Below are 16,312 nucleotides of genomic sequence, written 5' to 3'. Positions count from 1 at the left end.
TGGGCGTTTTATCAAGCCATCACTCTTAGCAACTTAAGTGTTCTTTGGGCGTGGCATGTGATGCTGGATAAACGCGTCAATTTGAGTTTCGAGCGCATTTAACGGGATAGAGCCATGGCGCAGTACTTCATCATGAAACTCTCGAATATCGAAATGTTCGCCGAGTTCCCGTTCGGCTTTAGCTCTGAGACGTTTAATGGTCAGCTCCCCCACTTTGTATGACAACGCTTGGCCCGGCCATGTGATATAACGGTCGACCTCTGTCTGAATGTTATGCATGCTCAACGCACTATTTTCAGCCATGTAGTCAATCGCCTGTTGGCGTGTCCAGCCTTTGGCATGAATACCAGTATCAACCACCAATCGCAATGCGCGCCACATTTCATATGTTAAGCGCCCAAAGTTGTCATAGGGGCCTCGGTAGAACCCCATTTCTAAACCAAGGTACTCGCTGTACAAGCCCCATCCTTCGCCAAAGGCTGAAATGTAAGAATGAGAGCGAAAATCCGGCAAATTCTTTTGTTCACTGCTCAGCGCACCTTGTAGGTGGTGACCGGGAACGGCTTCATGCAAGGTGAGCGACTGCAATACATACAATGGTCGCTTGTCGAGTGCATAGGTATTTACCCAGTAATAACCTGCATCGGTTTCATTGTGCGGTGGCACGTAGCGCCCCGTGGTATATTTGGGCGCAATGGCTTCAGGCACAGGTTCTACCCCATACGGCCTGCGAGGTAAGGTTTTAAAAAACTTAGGTAATTGAGCATCTGCGCGTTTCGCGATCCGCGAAGCTACATTGAGCAATTGCTCCGGCGTTGTTGCATAAAATTGAGGGTCTGTTCGCAAGTAGAGCAGGAAATCCGCGAAACTTCCTTCAAATTCAAGCTGGTCGATGATCTGTTGCATTTCAGCTCGAATGCGAGCCACTTCAGACAATCCTAACTGATGTACTTCCTCCACAGTCATGGGTTGAGTCGTAAAGTAATGAACACGATCCTGGTAGAACTCCGAGCCTCTTGGTATTTCAGACACACCGATAGTTTGACGAGCCGAGGGCAAATAAGTATTCACAAAGAAGTCGTAAAACTGCTCATAGGCTGGATTAATTTCGTATTTAATCAAGGCTTTAGCTTTGCTTTGAATGTGTTGCTGCTGCTCGGCATTGATTGAATCTGGCAGTTGGGCCAATGGCTGATACAAAACATGGTCTTGCGGCAGCTGGGTTATGTAGGCCTCAATGCTTGCTTCAAAACCTTGCATGACCTCTTGCGGCTGAGTGACACCTCGATTGATGCCAATTTTCAACCAATCTGTTTGCTGCGCCATGTAGAGTCGAACTTTAGATAACGCTGCGAGGTACTGCTCAGCCTTAGCTTGATCAGAAATGACTTGACGACTGAGATATGAAATAAGCTGACTATGAAAACCGTATTCAGATGTCAACGGCATGAGATGCTGCTGATATTTAAAATACGACGCATAATTCTCAATTTGATACCGAACAATATCTAAATTGAGTTTGGATTCGTCTGATAGATTTTCGCGGTTAATTTCGAGTGCACGATTGGTAAACATCTCTGAGTAAACTTGGCGTTCAGACACCGCTAATGGCGACATATCGTCCACGTCTAAAATATCGGGGCGGCCCATATAAGAGGCAGACATGGGAGAAATTTCTAACCGAAAACTCCAATAGCGAGAAATTAAATGCGCCAGTTTTTCTTCATCGGTAGTCAATTGCTTCTCGTTGGATTGCTGTTGAGACACTAACTCTTTTTTCACATCGGTGAGCACATCGCCGCAGCCACTCAAACTCAAGACTGCCCACAATACAGCGAACGGTCTAGCAACAGCCCATACATTCAGATGACTAAAGCTCATGTTCATTACTTTTTAAGTACGATTGAATCTGGAAAAATATCAATGGTCTGATTCTTTTTCAGTGCCCCTATAGCTTGCTTAAAGGCCTTTTTACTGCAGTTAAATTCACGTTTAATATCGCGTGGATCAGACTTATCTGACATCATCAATTTACCGCCAGTTTTTTCCAACTTTTTAAGGATTTGTTCGGCCAATACGGGCACTTTTCCATAGCCGGGTTGCTGCGTAGATACATCTAACAAACCATCTTCACGAACTTGACGAATATAACCTTTGAACTGATCGCCAATTTTAACTTTACGAAACAGCTCGTCTTCGTAAATTAAGCCCGAAAATTTATAATCAATCACAACCCCAAAGCCCAGGGGAGTTTCTTCACCTACAGTGATATGGACTTCATCGCCGTCCTGATATGAGTGACGTTCTAAATCAATGTAGTTTCTATATTTACCGCTGGCGGCAATACGGTCGGCATCATCAATATATACATACACTAACATTTTTTCGCCTGGTTCAACCGGCTCTCGCTGTTCACGTCGGGGGACCAAGATATCTTTCGGCAAGCCCCAGTCAAAAAACGTTCCGTATGCAGTGTTGTGCTTGGCCGTAAGCATTGCCATTTGCCCAACCATCACTTGCGGGCGGGCCGTTGTTGCCACTAAATTTTCATTGGTATCGCGATAGACAAACACTTGAATGGAGTCGTCTATCTTCATGTTATTAGGCGCATCTTCGATGGGAAGCATAACTTGGCGGTCGTCCCCTTCTGCATGTAACAACCAAGCTTCGTCTTGGCGTTCAGTCACAGAGAGGCGATTCATTTGACCCAGAGAAATCACGTTTAATCCTTAATAGCAGCGGTGCTTTACTGCGGCAGATAGTACCACATAGGCGTAATAGATGAGAGTCTAGCGAGGTCAACTAACTCAAGATTAGTGCAATAAAGTGAAGAGCAGATTGACAACACAAGTTGACTGAATGCGAGGTATTAAAAAGTCTTGGCTCCAAATAGAGCCAAGACTAAGCGTGATATTACTGTTCCCAGCCCTTCACCCCTTCCATATCAGGAAGGCGGTGCGCAATGCCTTTATGGCAATCAATACAGGTTTTCTCGCCCTTGGCCAGATATGTACTGTGGTTTTGCATAGCTCTCGGGTTCTGAACAGAGAAGTCCATGTATTCAAAGTCGTGGCAGTTACGGCATTCCAATGAATTGTTTTTCTCAAGTCGGTCCCACTCTCGCTCAGCTAAATGCAAACGGCGCGCTTCAAACTTATCACGGGTATCAATAGTACCCATTAAGTGTGCAAATACTTCTTTGCTGGCTTGCACTTTTCGCACAATTTTGTCGGTCCATTTATGCGGCACGTGACAATCTGAACAAATGGCTCTCACACCTGAGCGGTTGGTAAAGTGGATTGTAGTGGCAATTTCTTCCACAATCGGCGCGTGGCAGCTCGAACAAAATTCTTCGGTATTCGTCGCCTCCATTCCCCAGTTAAATCCACCCCAAAAAACGATGCCGCCCACAAAGCCTAAACACAATACCACCCAAGTTGCGATACCTGCAGGCTTACAAAACAAGCGCCACATTGACTTCCACAATGGTTGTTTGTTGTTAGTCATGATTAACCTCTACTGTGCTGCCGCAGGATGGTCAATCCGTAACGCATCAACGGGTTCAAATGTATTACCCACCAACGGCGCTGCATCGTCTTGAGACACATGGCACTGCTGACAAAAGTAACGACGAGGAGAAATGTTTGCCAGCGTCACACCCGCACGACTGTCAAAGTGAGTGGGGCTCACTTTGGGAGCTCCCATTTTGCCTGCGTACTTCCAACCATGGCACGTCAAACATTTATTGCTATTTAAATCGGTTGGATAATCGCGCGTTGCGTGCGGAATCATAGGCGGTTGATACACATAATTTCGATCAAGCGTGCCTCCGGTTTCGCGACGCGGCGCTTTCAAACGTTCCGCAGGCGCTTCTTGATTCAGTTCAGTCTCACCTCGCAATGACTTCACACCACCATTGCTCACATATTCACTGTTAGAATCAGCAGCAATGGCAACCACAGATGCACCAGCGAGGAGTGTTGCAGCGACTTTCAGTAAAAATTTCATGTCGAATCCCCTTAAGCCTTGATCACTTTAACAGCACATTTTTTGAAATCGGTCTGCTTAGATAGCGGATCGGTGGCATCTAGCGTGACTTTATTCACCAACTGCTTGGCATCAAAAAACGGCATAAAAATGAGGCCTTTTGGCGGTCTGTTACGGCCTCGCGTTTCCACTCGTGTTCTTACTTCGCCACGACGAGAAACAATGCGAGCTTCTTCGCCTCGGCGTAATCCACGTGACTTGGCGTCGTCTGGGTGCATGTAAATCACTGCATCCGGCACGGCTTTGTAAAGTTCTGGAACACGGCGGGTCATGGTGCCAGTATGCCAGTGTTCTAACACTCGGCCTGTGCTTAACCACAAGTCAAACTCATCGTCTGGCGATTCCGCAGCAGGTTCAAACGGCAATGCAAAAATGATGGCCTTACCGTCGGGTTTGCCATAGAACTCAAAGTCGGCTCCGTCTTTCACATAAGGATCGCTGCCTTCTTTGTAGCGGCGCAGAGTTTCTTCGCCATCAACAACAGGCCACCGTAAACCACGCTCGTTGTGATATGTTTCAAATGGCGCTAAGTCATGTGCATGGCCTCGGCCAAATGCTGCGTACTCTTCAAAAAGACCTTTTTGAACATAGAAACCACATTCATGTGATTCATCATTCAATTCAGCAGTGCATTCTTCCACTGGGAATTTATTGACATTGCCATTCTCGAACAACACGTTATACAAAGTTTTACCTTTCAACGATGGCTCTTTGGCAATTAAGTCGGCAGGCCAAACTTCTTCGACCTTGAAGCGTTTGGAGAACTCCATAAGCTGCCACAAATCTGACTTTGCACCTTCAGGTGATTTGACTTGCTGATGCCAGAACTGAGTTCGACGCTCGGCATTGCCGTATGCACCTTCTTTTTCTACCCACATTGCAGTCGGGAGGATCAAGTCTGCAGCTTGTGCCGTGGCTGTTGGGTATGGGTCAGAACACACAATGAAGTTGTTAGGGTTGCGATAACCCGGCAAGCGTTCTTCGTTAATATTGGGGCCTGCTTGCATGTTGTTGTTGCACATCACCCAGTAGGCATTGAGCTTGCCATCGTTCAGCATGCGATCTTGCAATACGGCGTGATAACCTACCTTACCGGGCACGGTACCCTCTGGCAGATTCCAGATTTTTTCTGCGGTTGCTCGGTGTTTTGGATTCGCCACAACCATGTCGGCCGGTAGTCGGTGAGCAAAGGTTCCCACTTCACGTGCGGTACCACATGCAGACGGTTGACCCGTTAACGAAAATGGACTGTTACCCGGTGTTGATATTTTACCGGTTAACAAATGGATGTTGTACACCAAGTTGTTGGCCCAAACACCACGAGTATGTTGGTTAAAGCCCATGGTCCAAAACGATGTGACTTTCACTTTTGGATCAGCGTAGTCTTGGGCGAGCTTTTCAAGATGGTCAGCAGGCACCCCTGATAGCTTAGACACCGATTCAACGTCGTAATCAGCAACAAATTTTGCATATTCATCGAAACTCATTGGCTTTGAGCCGCCTGAATCAGGGTTTTCTGCCGCTTGTTGCAATGGATTTTCAGGACGCAAACCATAACCAATGTCAGTATCGCCTCGGCGGAACTGAGTGTGCTTATTGACAAAGTCTTTATTGACCTTTTTATTCTGAATAATGTAATTGGCAATGTAATTCAGAATCGCTAAATCAGTTTGCGGCGTGAAAATCATGTCATTGTCTGACAGTTCAAAACTACGATGCTCAAAGGTACTCAACACATGCACTTTTACATGCGGATGACTGAGTCGGCGGTCGGCTAAACGTGACCACAAAATAGGATGCATTTCAGCCATATTCGAGCCCCATAAAACGAAGCTGTCGGCATGCTCGATGTCGTCATAACAGCCCATCGGTTCATCCATACCAAAAGTACGCATAAAACCGACCACCGCTGAAGCCATACAGTGACGTGCATTCGGGTCGATGTTATTGGATCGGAATCCTGCTTTCATGAGCTTGGAGGCGGCATAACCTTCCCAAACCGTCCATTGGCCAGAGCCAAACATACCCACTGACGAAGTCAACTGATCAGCGGGTTTACCTTTATTGGCTTCGAGATCTTTCTTTAAAGAAACTTTAAATTTGTCAGCCATCACATCAAACGCTTGATCCCAGCTGACTGGCGCAAAATCACCACTCTTATCATATTTGCCGTTTTTCATACGTAATAATGGCGTGGTGAGGCGATCTGTGCCGTACATTACTTTTGATAAGAAGTAACCCTTAATGCAATTTAGGCCTTTGTTCACGGGGGCTTCGGGATCACCTTGAGTGGCAACCACCTTACCATGCTGAGTGCCGACTAAAACACTACAACCGGTACCACAAAAACGGCAAGGTGCTTTTTCCCAAGACACAGTGTTCGTGCTTGAGTCTGTTGTCACATTGCTCGCCAAAATCGGCGTGCTGATACCTGCTGCTGCCGCTGTCGCAGCAACCGCTTGGGTTTTAATAAAGTCGCGTCGATTCAGTTTCACTGCACTGTCTCCTCAGAAGCAGATCTCGAACTAGGTTCCAGATATTTGTCGCTATGGTGATAAATCATGGAGGCGGAAATTACGCCAGACATTAATTGAATGTGGTGCATTTGGTCGGCGAGTTTCATGCTGTCCTCAAGCTCTTCGATAATGACAATTAGTGCATTATCGGTGCTTAATGAGTCCACACTCGCGCCTTTCAATTGATTGATTTGAGCAGAAACGTCTACCACTCGCTCGGGCATGCATCGAACCAGCACTCCCGACAAGTGAACAGATTCCTCTACCAAATCATCCGTATGGATACTGGAGAGGCTCATAAAGTTTCGCCGTCCTCAACGGGTTTTACACCGCGTAGATGAAGAAACAGAAGTGAAACGAGGGCGACTCCGATAAATCCGAAAATAAAGATCATCGGCATCGCAGCATATCCGAGAATATGCCAAATAATGGATTCCAAAGTACTCATGGTGGCTCTCCAGCGGTTGCGTTATGCAACTCTTATGGATTTATTATTAGCAGCGAACAAGCACGCATAAAAACGCTCTGTTCCCGCTATATTTTAAAAAATATTAATAAGTCAGTAAGTCTAGTTCATTCTGAAGCTGACCGTCACACCAATAGCGTCAATAAACCACTTATAAAGCAAGAATTAACGATTTTTATGACAACCGTCAATTATTGCATTAGGAATGCAGCTTATTGCCAGATTGTTTGAAGCGCATCATTGAAACTGACGAGTGAAAGTCCAATTCGTTCATAATCAATGCCCCATCAGTGTCAGGAACATTTACACATCGGCATTATTGAAAACCACAATAAAATCATACAACCTTGTAAAATAAAGCATTTACTCCAGATGGTACGTTTCTTGCTATTTAAAGATTAAGAAATATAAAAACAAAGATTTAACTAATTTTGGGGATATTCGTGAGACACGGAATTATGAAGTCACTGGTATGCGCCGCTACCTTTTTTAGCGCCAGCGTTTTGGCATTGCCGCTCGACACCTATAACCTCATTGTCTTAGAGGATTTGGAGTATTTGTCGGGTCACGTGCAAGGTAAAACCCTCGTAGGCGGCAACCTTAATCCAAGCAACTCAAATCACAGTTTGGGGTTCGGATCACGCCTTTCGGGCGGAACTTCTCTAGAAGTGGTCGGCAATATTGGGAATGTGGGCATCACATTAGAAAATGGCACAAATCTAATTTACGGCGGTACCAACAACGCTGCGCATATAAATAGAAACGGCGGTGGTGAGGTTTACTACGACCCCAGCATGTCGATAAAAGCTGTTGCAGATGAACTATTTGCAGCAACAAGCAGCTACAACTCTTTGTCTGCAAATGGCACCGTCGGTGTGGTCAGCAGCAAAGTATTGTTCGAGTACTCAGGTGTAGACGATACAGCAGTGTTTGACTTTGACAGTGGCTTGTACCTCAACAGCAATCTAGATCTTAACCTAGATGCAGGCAATGCTGAAAACATTGTCATCAATGTTTCTGGCAAAAATATTGAATTTGGAAATCAAAAACCACTTGATGGTTTTAATAACGGTAATCATTTTGATTGGAGTAAAATCATTTGGAACTTCTTTGAAGCTGAAACCATTGATTTTGGCAACGCACAAATGGTGGGTGCAGTTTTAGCACCATTTGCGTCAGTGTCGGGTGGCTCACAATTTGATGGCTCCGTGGCCGTTAAAACCTTCCAAGGTTCTCAGCAATTCCACACGCCGGTATATCGAGGACCACAACCACCGAAGCCACCAACAACGCAGATTCCAAACCCATCTTCGCTGATCTTAATTGCGTTGGGCCTGTTGGCATTAAGAACGAATCAACGAACGCTGCGCCCAGCCTAAGTAGGCTCGCATCTGAAATAAGCGAACACGAGTTATTTAACCTCGAGTTCGCCTACTTCCAATTGGGTAATGGCCTGAGATGGTCCACGACGTTCAAGTCGCCATTTTTAACCATCTCAAAGGCTCGTCCATCTTCACACTTAACCTGAATACAACTCAATCGCCCTTGATTTGAAATTGGCCTCACTTCAAAACGATCATCCATAAGAACCCCTACTGATTGAGCATTTGTTTGTTGATCAATATAAAAGGTAAAGTCATATTCAGCACAATAGATTTCTACACTAAAGTGGATGACATTCGCTTTTTTGACAGAAAAGTGACCTTTTGCTGTCACGTTTCTTTCATACTCAACTTCAAATTGAACATTCTCCCAACGAAGGTTTCCGATTTCATCCTTCGAGAAAAGCCCAATGTCGATGCCCGACATGAATTTGATCTGTTCTCGCATTTGTTGTTCTGAAAAATCCATCGCACCTTCTCAAATTGATCGTATTCTATTCATATTAGACTGATTTTCTTCATTGTATGTGATCCATATTCCCAGACCACGATCCAATCATGTGCTTTACTAAGAAAGGAAGTTGTAGGTGCTCGCCAACACACATAAATAGAAAGTCTACCGCCATTATGGATTGCATGATTTGATTGAACTGGTTTTTTACATCTCCATCGGCTTTATTCTTTACGCCGCGTTTAATGCACTCTCTTTTGCGGCATTAAACCGTCGTAACTCAGACAAACTCTGGTTCGCCGCGCTCGCCATTTGCGTAGGATTCTACCAATATTTCACACTACAATACTTTGTCTCCCCAGACATCGAAGGCTCAGTTTTAGCCCTACGTTTTCAGAACTTATTTTTACAAATTTGCATACCGCTGTTTTGTGCCTATACAGCAGCGTGTTGCCAGCAAACTCGTTACCCTCGCATGCCCTACGTTGTGGTGCTGCTATTACTCGCTCTCATGCCATTCAACTTTATAATGCCTTTTGGTTTGCGGTATGAGACTTTAGAAGGCCTAAGAACCTTCACCATTTGGGGCAAGGAAGTCTCTGTTCTCAAAGGAAACATCAGCCCCATTTCTTATATTCAGTATGTAATTTGTTTTGCGGTGCTGGTTTGGGTATCGTTGCAATTTAAACACCTTATTAAACACTCTCGGGCAACCACCTACATAGCCTGCGTTGCGAGCTTATTACTTGTGGCATTGGTAAGCGCGATACTCATTGAGTCGGGGCATCTCGATTTCTTCTATCTATCCGGTTTTGCCTGTATTTTGTTGATGATTCAAGCGAGTATCTCGCAGGCCGCAGAGCGGCGTTCAAATAATCGTAAACTGGGCATTACATCACTCAAATTAGATCAAGAGCTTCGCCGCAGTAGCGCTCATAAAACCCGCTCAAACCAATTGGTTCAAGTCGTTGAGCAATCGCCAAATGCCATTGTAATTTGTGAGAATGGTGGCACTGTAACGTCTATGAATCAGGCTGGAATTGATTTTTGGGGCGGGCGACTCGACCAATCCAACATCAATTTGTTGAATGAACTAGCAGTGACCTACGGTGGCTTTAATTTGCGCCCGCACGCAATATCAGCCATGGGTCATTTAACACTACCGCCCATAAAGTCGAACAAACTCCCCAACACTATCAATCAGTATTTACCCAGCAATATCACACTTGAGTTTGATATATATACAACAGTCGATTTAAACAACGAAATCGATTTGATTGTAATCTATTCAAGAGATGTCACCGAAGAGTACTTTAGCCAACAAGCATTCGAACATTTAGCACGCAGCGTATCTTATAGCTCTGATTCGAGTTTTTTCGATGGTTTGGTCAGCCATTTATCAGCTTTAGTGGGCGCAAGTGCGGCATTTGTAGGGAAAATCACAAGCAACAAACAGCAGATTGAAACCGTGTCATTGATGGTGAATGGCAAAATCACTCGTAATGTCACTTACGATCTCAATGGAACACCAAGTCTTAAAGTGATCACCGATCGAGAATGCCATTTTGCTCAGGGCATTCAAGCCGCGTTCCCAGAAGACGCCACCTTGAGAGAACTGAATATAGAAAGCTATGTGGGTGTTCCCTTGTTCGACAAAGAATCTGAGATTATTGGCATTCTCACGATACTGGATATCAAACCTATTGTTGAAACGCCCCATCTCATTCATATTTTAAACATTCTGGCAGCTCGTGCATCCGCCGAGATTCAGCGTCAGACAGCTGAAACCCGCATGAATAGAATGGCTTATGAAGACCATTTAACCGGCCTTCCCAACCGAGCGCGGGCCAACGAACACCTAGCATCATTGCTCAAAACTATTCGCAGCACGCCGCAAACAGCTACGCTACTGAATGCCAACATTGATCACTTCAAAATGATCAATGATGAATTGGGCCACAGTACCGGCGATCAGATCATTAATGCCATTAGCATTAAGATGCGTGAACTTTTTCCGCCCAGCGTTTTCATTTCTAGGTATGGCGGAGATGAATTGTTGTTTATATCGATGAATACGTCACAAACAGCCGTGGAGCTAGCCCACGAAGTCCTCCGCGCATTTCATCAACCGATTAGCATTGGTGAGCATGTGGTTGATGTGTCGGCGACTATTGGTATCGTCCAGTTATCTCAGCACACACAAAGCTCACTTGCGGCGATTCGTCAGTCGGAACTTGCTTTGTATCACGCTAAAGATAACGTTCGGGGTAGTTTTTATGAATACGAAGATTCTCTCGAATCTGAAGCCAAAAATAACCTCATCATACAAACACTCCTGAAACAGGCCATTACTAACAACGAGCTTGAGGTGCACTATCAACCTCAAGTCAATGCAAACGGTAAACTGTTTGGAGCCGAAGCTCTGGTTCGCTGGCCTAATTCACCACAAGGTCCAATATCACCGGCTGTATTTGTGCCCATTGCAGAGCAATCAGGTCTGATTCATAAGCTCGGAGATTGGGTCTTCGAACGATGCATTGAGCAACTTACTGTTTGGCACAATAACAACCAATTTGATGGTCACTTATCCATTAACGTATCAGCATGGCAGTTTGCCTTACCTGGTTTTGTAGAACGCACCACCGAGCGCATCAAACGCAGCAACTTGCCCATTTCATATTTCTGCATTGAATTAACCGAAACAGGCCTTTTAAGCGACATTGGTGATACGGTAAACAAGTTGAAGCAACTCCGTACATTTGGCCTTAAGATCGCGCTGGATGATTTTGGAACAGGTTACTCCTCTCTAGCCTATTTGCAGCAACTCCCTCTGGATATTCTCAAAATCGACAAATTATTCGTCGATGAACTCGAAACAAACGCAACATCTTCACTTGCCAGCACCATGATTTCTATGAGTCATCAGATGAAACTTGATGTGGTTGCAGAAGGCGTAGAAACAGCTCAACAAGTAGATGCTCTTGAAGCATTGAAATGCGATATATATCAGGGGTATCACTTCGCGAAACCCATGCCAGCCGTTGAATTTATTGAATGGACGCATCGCTACACCACGCCACTCAATCAGCCCGACTCGTCTCGGTCAAAGTAAAAGAGCGGGGTATTTTGTGAAATATACCAAAGGGGCACTCCACTTCTTAATATGAGCGAGTACAATGCTGTTCAATAGCCATTAAACAGCGCTACGTTATGTACTTATCTTCTGTTATTTCTCTACCAAACCGTCATGTTCGCCACTCTATTACTGTTACCGATTGGAATTTGTCCGGCTATAGCTGGGCAGTCACAGGCCGCAACAACAGTGGCAAAGAGTTGCTTTTGGAGCTGCTGGCTGGGCATCTCGACATGCAGGGCTCTTTAACGGGTATGAATGGCCCGGTATCTGTGGTTAGTTTTGCAGAGCAACAACGTTTGGTAGAACGAGAAATTAAAGAGGACGAAAGCGATTTAATCGACGAAATTGATAACGGCCGAAGCGTACTTGCACTCATGCAAGAAGTAACCAATGAACAAAACAAGTGCGAAGGGCTCGCAGAAAAGCTCGGGTTATCCGCGTTGATACATCATGGTTTTAGGTCCTTATCAACCGGAGAAACTCGTAAGTTGATTCTCGCCAGGGCTTTACTAAAACGCCCCAACACGCTGCTTCTACATGATCCATATGAAGGCCTTGATATCAATGCCACGCAATATGTTGATTCGTTGCTTCAGCAGTTGAGCCGATCTGGAGTGCAATTAATATATGTGTCTGACCGCCCCTCAGATATCCCCCATTGGCTTGAACATATTGCAGTGTTCGAGACAGGAAAATTAGCCCTAGCGGCAGACAAACAAAGTGTACTCGCAAGTTGTTTGTGGCAGAGCCTCACCACAGCGCATCAATCAAGTCCTTGCCCTACTCCACTGGAACAATTTGATACGCTTGCTATAAATGAACCCATATTCGAAATTCGCTCTGGCCAAGTTAGTTATGGCAACAATCAAGTCTTCAAAGATTTAAACTGGCGTATCGAACAAGGCGAAAATTGGCGTGTGATTGGGCCCAACGGCTCTGGAAAAACAACGTTGCTAAAGCTTATATGTGGCGATCATCCGCAATGTTACAGCAATTGGATACGCCAATTTGGTATGCAGCGAGGAAATGGAGAGACCATTTGGGACATCAAACGCAGAATAGGTTTAGTCAATGCGGAATTGCAGCTTAATTACCGCGTTAAAGTGAATGTGATCACCGCTGTTATTTCAGGCTATTTCGACTCTGTAGGCGTGTACCGTGAGATCAGCCAATGTCATAAAAATCACGCCAAAAATTGGCTCGATTGGTTTGGTATTGCCGAGCTAGCCAATCAACCGTTTCACGGTTTAAGTTATGGTCAACAACGCTTAGTTCTGATTATAAGAGCCTTGGTTAAAAGTCCACTATTGCTCATTTTAGATGAGCCGCTGCAAGGCTTGGATGAAAGTAACGCACAATTGGTACTGACAGCCATTAATCGAATTATAGAGGCTCAAGTCAGCCAACTGTTATACGTGAGTCATCGTGATGAGCCGGGTTTGCATGCGCATTGCCAAGTGCTGTCGCTAGCGCCCTAACCCTATTAATCGGCTTGCGCTGAATGCGCTGACAACTGCTTGTGTAGTTGCCTTAAGATGTCGCCATTACCGTCCATTTTTAGCTGGTACATCAATACCAACTGCTCGCCAATGGCTCCGCTGGGGAACCCTGTTTTTTCAAACCAGATCAAATAGGCTGCCGGTAAATCAAACAGTAGTCGCCCTTTGTATTTACCAAATGGCATGCGTGCCGTGACTAGCTTTTTAAGCGTGTTGGTGTTGTCGAGCATTGCGTGAAAATCCTGTGAATAAGCCTCATCATAACAATTGCTTTTAGCTTGGCCTAGCCCATTATTGGTTCATAAAAAAACCCCGCACACCGGCGAGGCTTTGAGTTTAATGGGTTTATCAGACACAGACTTTGCGCCCGATAAACTTACCCGAAATTACTGTTCCGAATTAATCGGAAATCCACGGTCTCGCATCAAAGCTTCAACATTGGCATCGCGACCTCTAAACGCTCGATAAGCTTCCGCTGGGTCAACCGAGTTCTGCACTTGGAACAAGTGCTTCACGAGCTTATCAGCCATCACAGGATCGTAATAGCCACCTTCAGATTCATCAAAGGCTGCGGCTGCATCTGAGGTCAGCACCTCGGCCCACATATAGCCGTAGTAACCCGCTGAATACCCTTCACCAGAGAACACATGACCAAAATGAGGTGTGCGATGACGCATGACTAACTCTTTGGGCATACCCATTTGTGTTAGCGTGTCACGCTCAAAAGCATCGGGATCGATATCGGCGGCTTCTACCATGTGCAGTTTCAAATCAATGATGGCAGACGCTAAATACTCGGTCGTGGCAAAACCTTCGTTAAAGGTTGCTGCATTCTTTATTTTTGCCAGCAATTCAGCAGGCATTGGCTTGCCCGTATCAACGTGCGTTAAGAACTGATTGATCACCTCGTCGGTCATCAGCCAACGCTCCAGCAGCTGCGACTGAAACTCGGTGTAATCTCGCACTCCGCCACTCAATGACGGATATGAAACGCTTGAACTGAGGTAGTGCAATGCATGCCCAAATTCATGGAAGAAGGTTTCAGCATCATCCCACGATACAAGTACCGGAGCTCCAGCTGCGCCTTTTACAAAATTTGAATTGTTCGATGCCAATACATTTGTCACGCCGTCATAGTCACTGAATTGGCGATAGGTGGTGGCCCAAGCGCCAGAGCGTTTTCCTTCGCGCGCGAAGGGGTCGAGGTACCATAAACCAATGTGTTGTTTCGTGGTTTTGTCGGTCACTTCCCACACGTTCACATCTTCATGAAACACCGGCACTGAACCATCGGTAATTGGCGTAAACTCAAAGTTAAATAAACGGCCTGCTACATAAAACATGGCTTCGCGCAGCTTATCTAACTGCAAATATTGCTTCACTTCATTGGAGTCAAGGTCATACTTGGCTTTGCGAACTTTTTCGGCATAAAAACGATAATCCCAAGGCTCGATCGTGATTTTCTCAGAACTTTCTGCGTCTGCAATGGCTTGCATGTCGGCCACTTCTTCGTTCACACGCGCAATTGCGGCCGGCCATACCGACTCAAGCAACGCCATTGCATTGTCTGGGCTTCCGGCCATACGGTCTTCTAAACGCCACTGCGCATAATTATCATAGCCAAGCAATTGAACGCGTTCTTCACGTAACTTTAGAATTTCAGCAATAATGGCATTGTTATCATATTCATCGCCATTGTCACCACGGCTGTAGTAGCTGCGCCAAACTTGTTCACGCAACGCTCGCTCTTCCGAGTAGGTTAAAAATGGGTCCATGGATGAGCGCGTATTCGACACCGCATATTTGCCATTTTCTCCTTTCGTTTCCGCAGCAGCTTTGGCCGCAGAAACAAACGATTTAGGCAAACCCGAAAGCTGGCTTTCATCTAAATAGATCACATAGTTTTGTTCATCGTGCAGCACATTGTTACTAAATTTTGTATAGAGTTCGGCTAGACGTGTTTCTATTTCGGCATAACGGTCTTTTGCCTCACCTTCAAGCGTGGAACCATTGCGAGCAAAGTTGCCATATACGATTTGCGTCAAACGTTGTTGGTCCGCACGTAAATCTTTAAAAGACGGATTTTTAAAGACCGTTTCAATGCGATTAAATAACGCTTTATTCTGGGTAATTTGCGAGCTAAATGCCGAAAGGGCCGGCACCATTTCGCCTTGAATGCTTCGGTATTCTTCAGACGAATTATTCGCCATCCAGATGTAGTAATAGGTAAATACGCGATCGAGCGTTTGCGTGGATCCCTCTAATGCAGCAATGGTATTGTCAAAACTGGCAGGCGCTGGGTTGTTGGCTATCGCTTCGATATTCACCAAGCCTTCCGCCATTGCGGTTTCTAGCGCAGCTTTCAGGTCAGATAAGGCCATTTTATCGAATGCTGGAACGCCTTGATACGGCCCAGCCCAATCGGCAAGCAGGGTATTTGCTGATTTTTTTTGGGGGGCTTCAGGCTGAGATTGCATCGGAGCTTTTGATTCGGTTGTTGCTGTGCTTTCAGTTGTTTCTCCGCATCCCACAAGCGCGGTTAAAACAGATGCACAAGCCAACGTGATAATCCTTTTAGGCATGACTGTCCTCGGTTTTTAAGTCGTTTAAATTTGTAGTGTTAAATTTATTGCATAAGAACGCTCAACAATTATGAGTTTGCTGTAGCGATAACACAGTCAAAGTATCAGCCTATAAAATAGTTTCAAGACGCGAAGGAAGGAAAAGCAAAACGATGATGTAAAGATGTATGTTCGATATCAATGCAATGGCGAAAAACAGCTTGAACGGGCCGGTGTTTCACCATTGCTGGATG

At 45.3% G+C, this 16,312-nt stretch carries 13 protein-coding genes; 3 read left to right on the top strand and 10 right to left on the bottom strand.

Annotation, left to right across the window (positions count from 1 at the left end; genetic code table 11):
* Window positions 1–33: 33 nt before the first annotated feature.
* From NAF29_RS08670 to NAF29_RS08640, 7 genes are all read right to left on the bottom strand, one after another.
* The gene (locus tag NAF29_RS08670) at window positions 34–1,881 is read right to left on the bottom strand and encodes a DUF885 domain-containing protein (protein WP_251261174.1); all 1,848 of its coding nucleotides are present in this window, start codon (window positions 1,879–1,881) and stop codon (window positions 34–36) included.
* A 5-nt stretch (window positions 1,882–1,886) separates the two neighbouring features.
* Window positions 1,887–2,720, bottom strand: coding sequence for a CvfB family protein (locus NAF29_RS08665; protein WP_251261173.1), 834 nt, complete (start codon window positions 2,718–2,720; stop codon window positions 1,887–1,889).
* Between the two features lie 193 nt (window positions 2,721–2,913).
* Window positions 2,914–3,474: a NapC/NirT family cytochrome c gene (locus NAF29_RS08660; protein ID WP_251261431.1), complete on the bottom strand. Its 561-nt coding sequence runs from the start codon at window positions 3,472–3,474 to the stop codon at window positions 2,914–2,916.
* Window positions 3,475–3,516: 42 nt separating this feature from the next.
* Window positions 3,517–4,008 (bottom strand): nitrate reductase cytochrome c-type subunit, encoded by a 492-nt coding sequence (locus NAF29_RS08655; protein ID WP_251261172.1) that lies wholly within the window; start codon window positions 4,006–4,008, stop codon window positions 3,517–3,519.
* An 11-nt stretch (window positions 4,009–4,019) separates the two neighbouring features.
* Entirely contained in the window at window positions 4,020–6,542 is a 2,523-nt protein-coding gene (gene napA / locus NAF29_RS08650; RefSeq protein ID WP_251261171.1) for a nitrate reductase catalytic subunit NapA, read from the bottom strand.
* Window positions 6,539–6,862 carry a chaperone NapD gene (locus NAF29_RS08645; protein WP_251261170.1) on the bottom strand — a complete coding sequence of 108 codons (324 nt, stop codon included), beginning with the start codon at window positions 6,860–6,862 and terminating at the stop codon, window positions 6,539–6,541. Before NAF29_RS08645 ends, napA begins: the two co-directional genes overlap by 4 nt.
* The gene (locus tag NAF29_RS08640) at window positions 6,859–7,011 is read right to left on the bottom strand and encodes a TIGR02808 family protein (protein WP_251261169.1); all 153 of its coding nucleotides are present in this window, start codon (window positions 7,009–7,011) and stop codon (window positions 6,859–6,861) included. The genes NAF29_RS08645 and NAF29_RS08640 overlap by 4 nt, the downstream gene beginning before the upstream one ends.
* 461 nt (window positions 7,012–7,472) lie before the next feature.
* Here NAF29_RS08640 and NAF29_RS08635 point away from each other — a divergent pair, with 461 nt between their 5' ends.
* Complete coding sequence (locus NAF29_RS08635; protein WP_251261168.1) at window positions 7,473–8,408, top strand: choice-of-anchor A family protein; 936 nt, start codon at window positions 7,473–7,475, stop codon at window positions 8,406–8,408.
* A 52-nt stretch (window positions 8,409–8,460) separates the two neighbouring features.
* Here the strand turns inward: NAF29_RS08635 and NAF29_RS08630 are convergent, their stop codons facing one another.
* Window positions 8,461–8,880, bottom strand: coding sequence for a hypothetical protein (locus tag NAF29_RS08630; RefSeq protein WP_251261167.1), 420 nt, complete (start codon window positions 8,878–8,880; stop codon window positions 8,461–8,463).
* Between the two features lie 172 nt (window positions 8,881–9,052).
* Between NAF29_RS08630 and NAF29_RS08625 the strand changes: the two genes are divergently transcribed.
* Window positions 9,053–11,974 (top strand): EAL domain-containing protein, encoded by a 2,922-nt coding sequence (locus NAF29_RS08625; RefSeq protein ID WP_251261166.1) that lies wholly within the window; start codon window positions 9,053–9,055, stop codon window positions 11,972–11,974.
* Window positions 11,975–12,072: 98 nt separating this feature from the next.
* Window positions 12,073–13,476: an ATP-binding cassette domain-containing protein gene (locus tag NAF29_RS08620; RefSeq protein ID WP_251261165.1), complete on the top strand. Its 1,404-nt coding sequence runs from the start codon at window positions 12,073–12,075 to the stop codon at window positions 13,474–13,476.
* Between the two features lie 5 nt (window positions 13,477–13,481).
* On the opposite strand, the gene NAF29_RS08615 is transcribed toward NAF29_RS08620, so the two are convergent.
* Both NAF29_RS08615 and NAF29_RS08610 read right to left on the bottom strand, forming a co-directional pair.
* Entirely contained in the window at window positions 13,482–13,727 is a 246-nt protein-coding gene (locus NAF29_RS08615; RefSeq protein WP_251261164.1) for a DUF3820 family protein, read from the bottom strand.
* 156 nt (window positions 13,728–13,883) lie between these two features.
* Window positions 13,884–16,079, bottom strand: a complete 2,196-nt coding sequence (locus NAF29_RS08610) for a M3 family metallopeptidase (RefSeq protein ID WP_251261163.1) — start codon at window positions 16,077–16,079, stop codon at window positions 13,884–13,886.
* Window positions 16,080–16,312 lie beyond the last annotated feature (233 nt).

The sequence above is a fragment of the Echinimonas agarilytica genome, from assembly GCF_023703465.1.
GTDB classification, from domain to species: Bacteria; Pseudomonadota; Gammaproteobacteria; order Enterobacterales; family Neiellaceae; genus Echinimonas; species Echinimonas agarilytica.
This window is presented reverse-complemented; position numbering and strand designations above follow the sequence as displayed.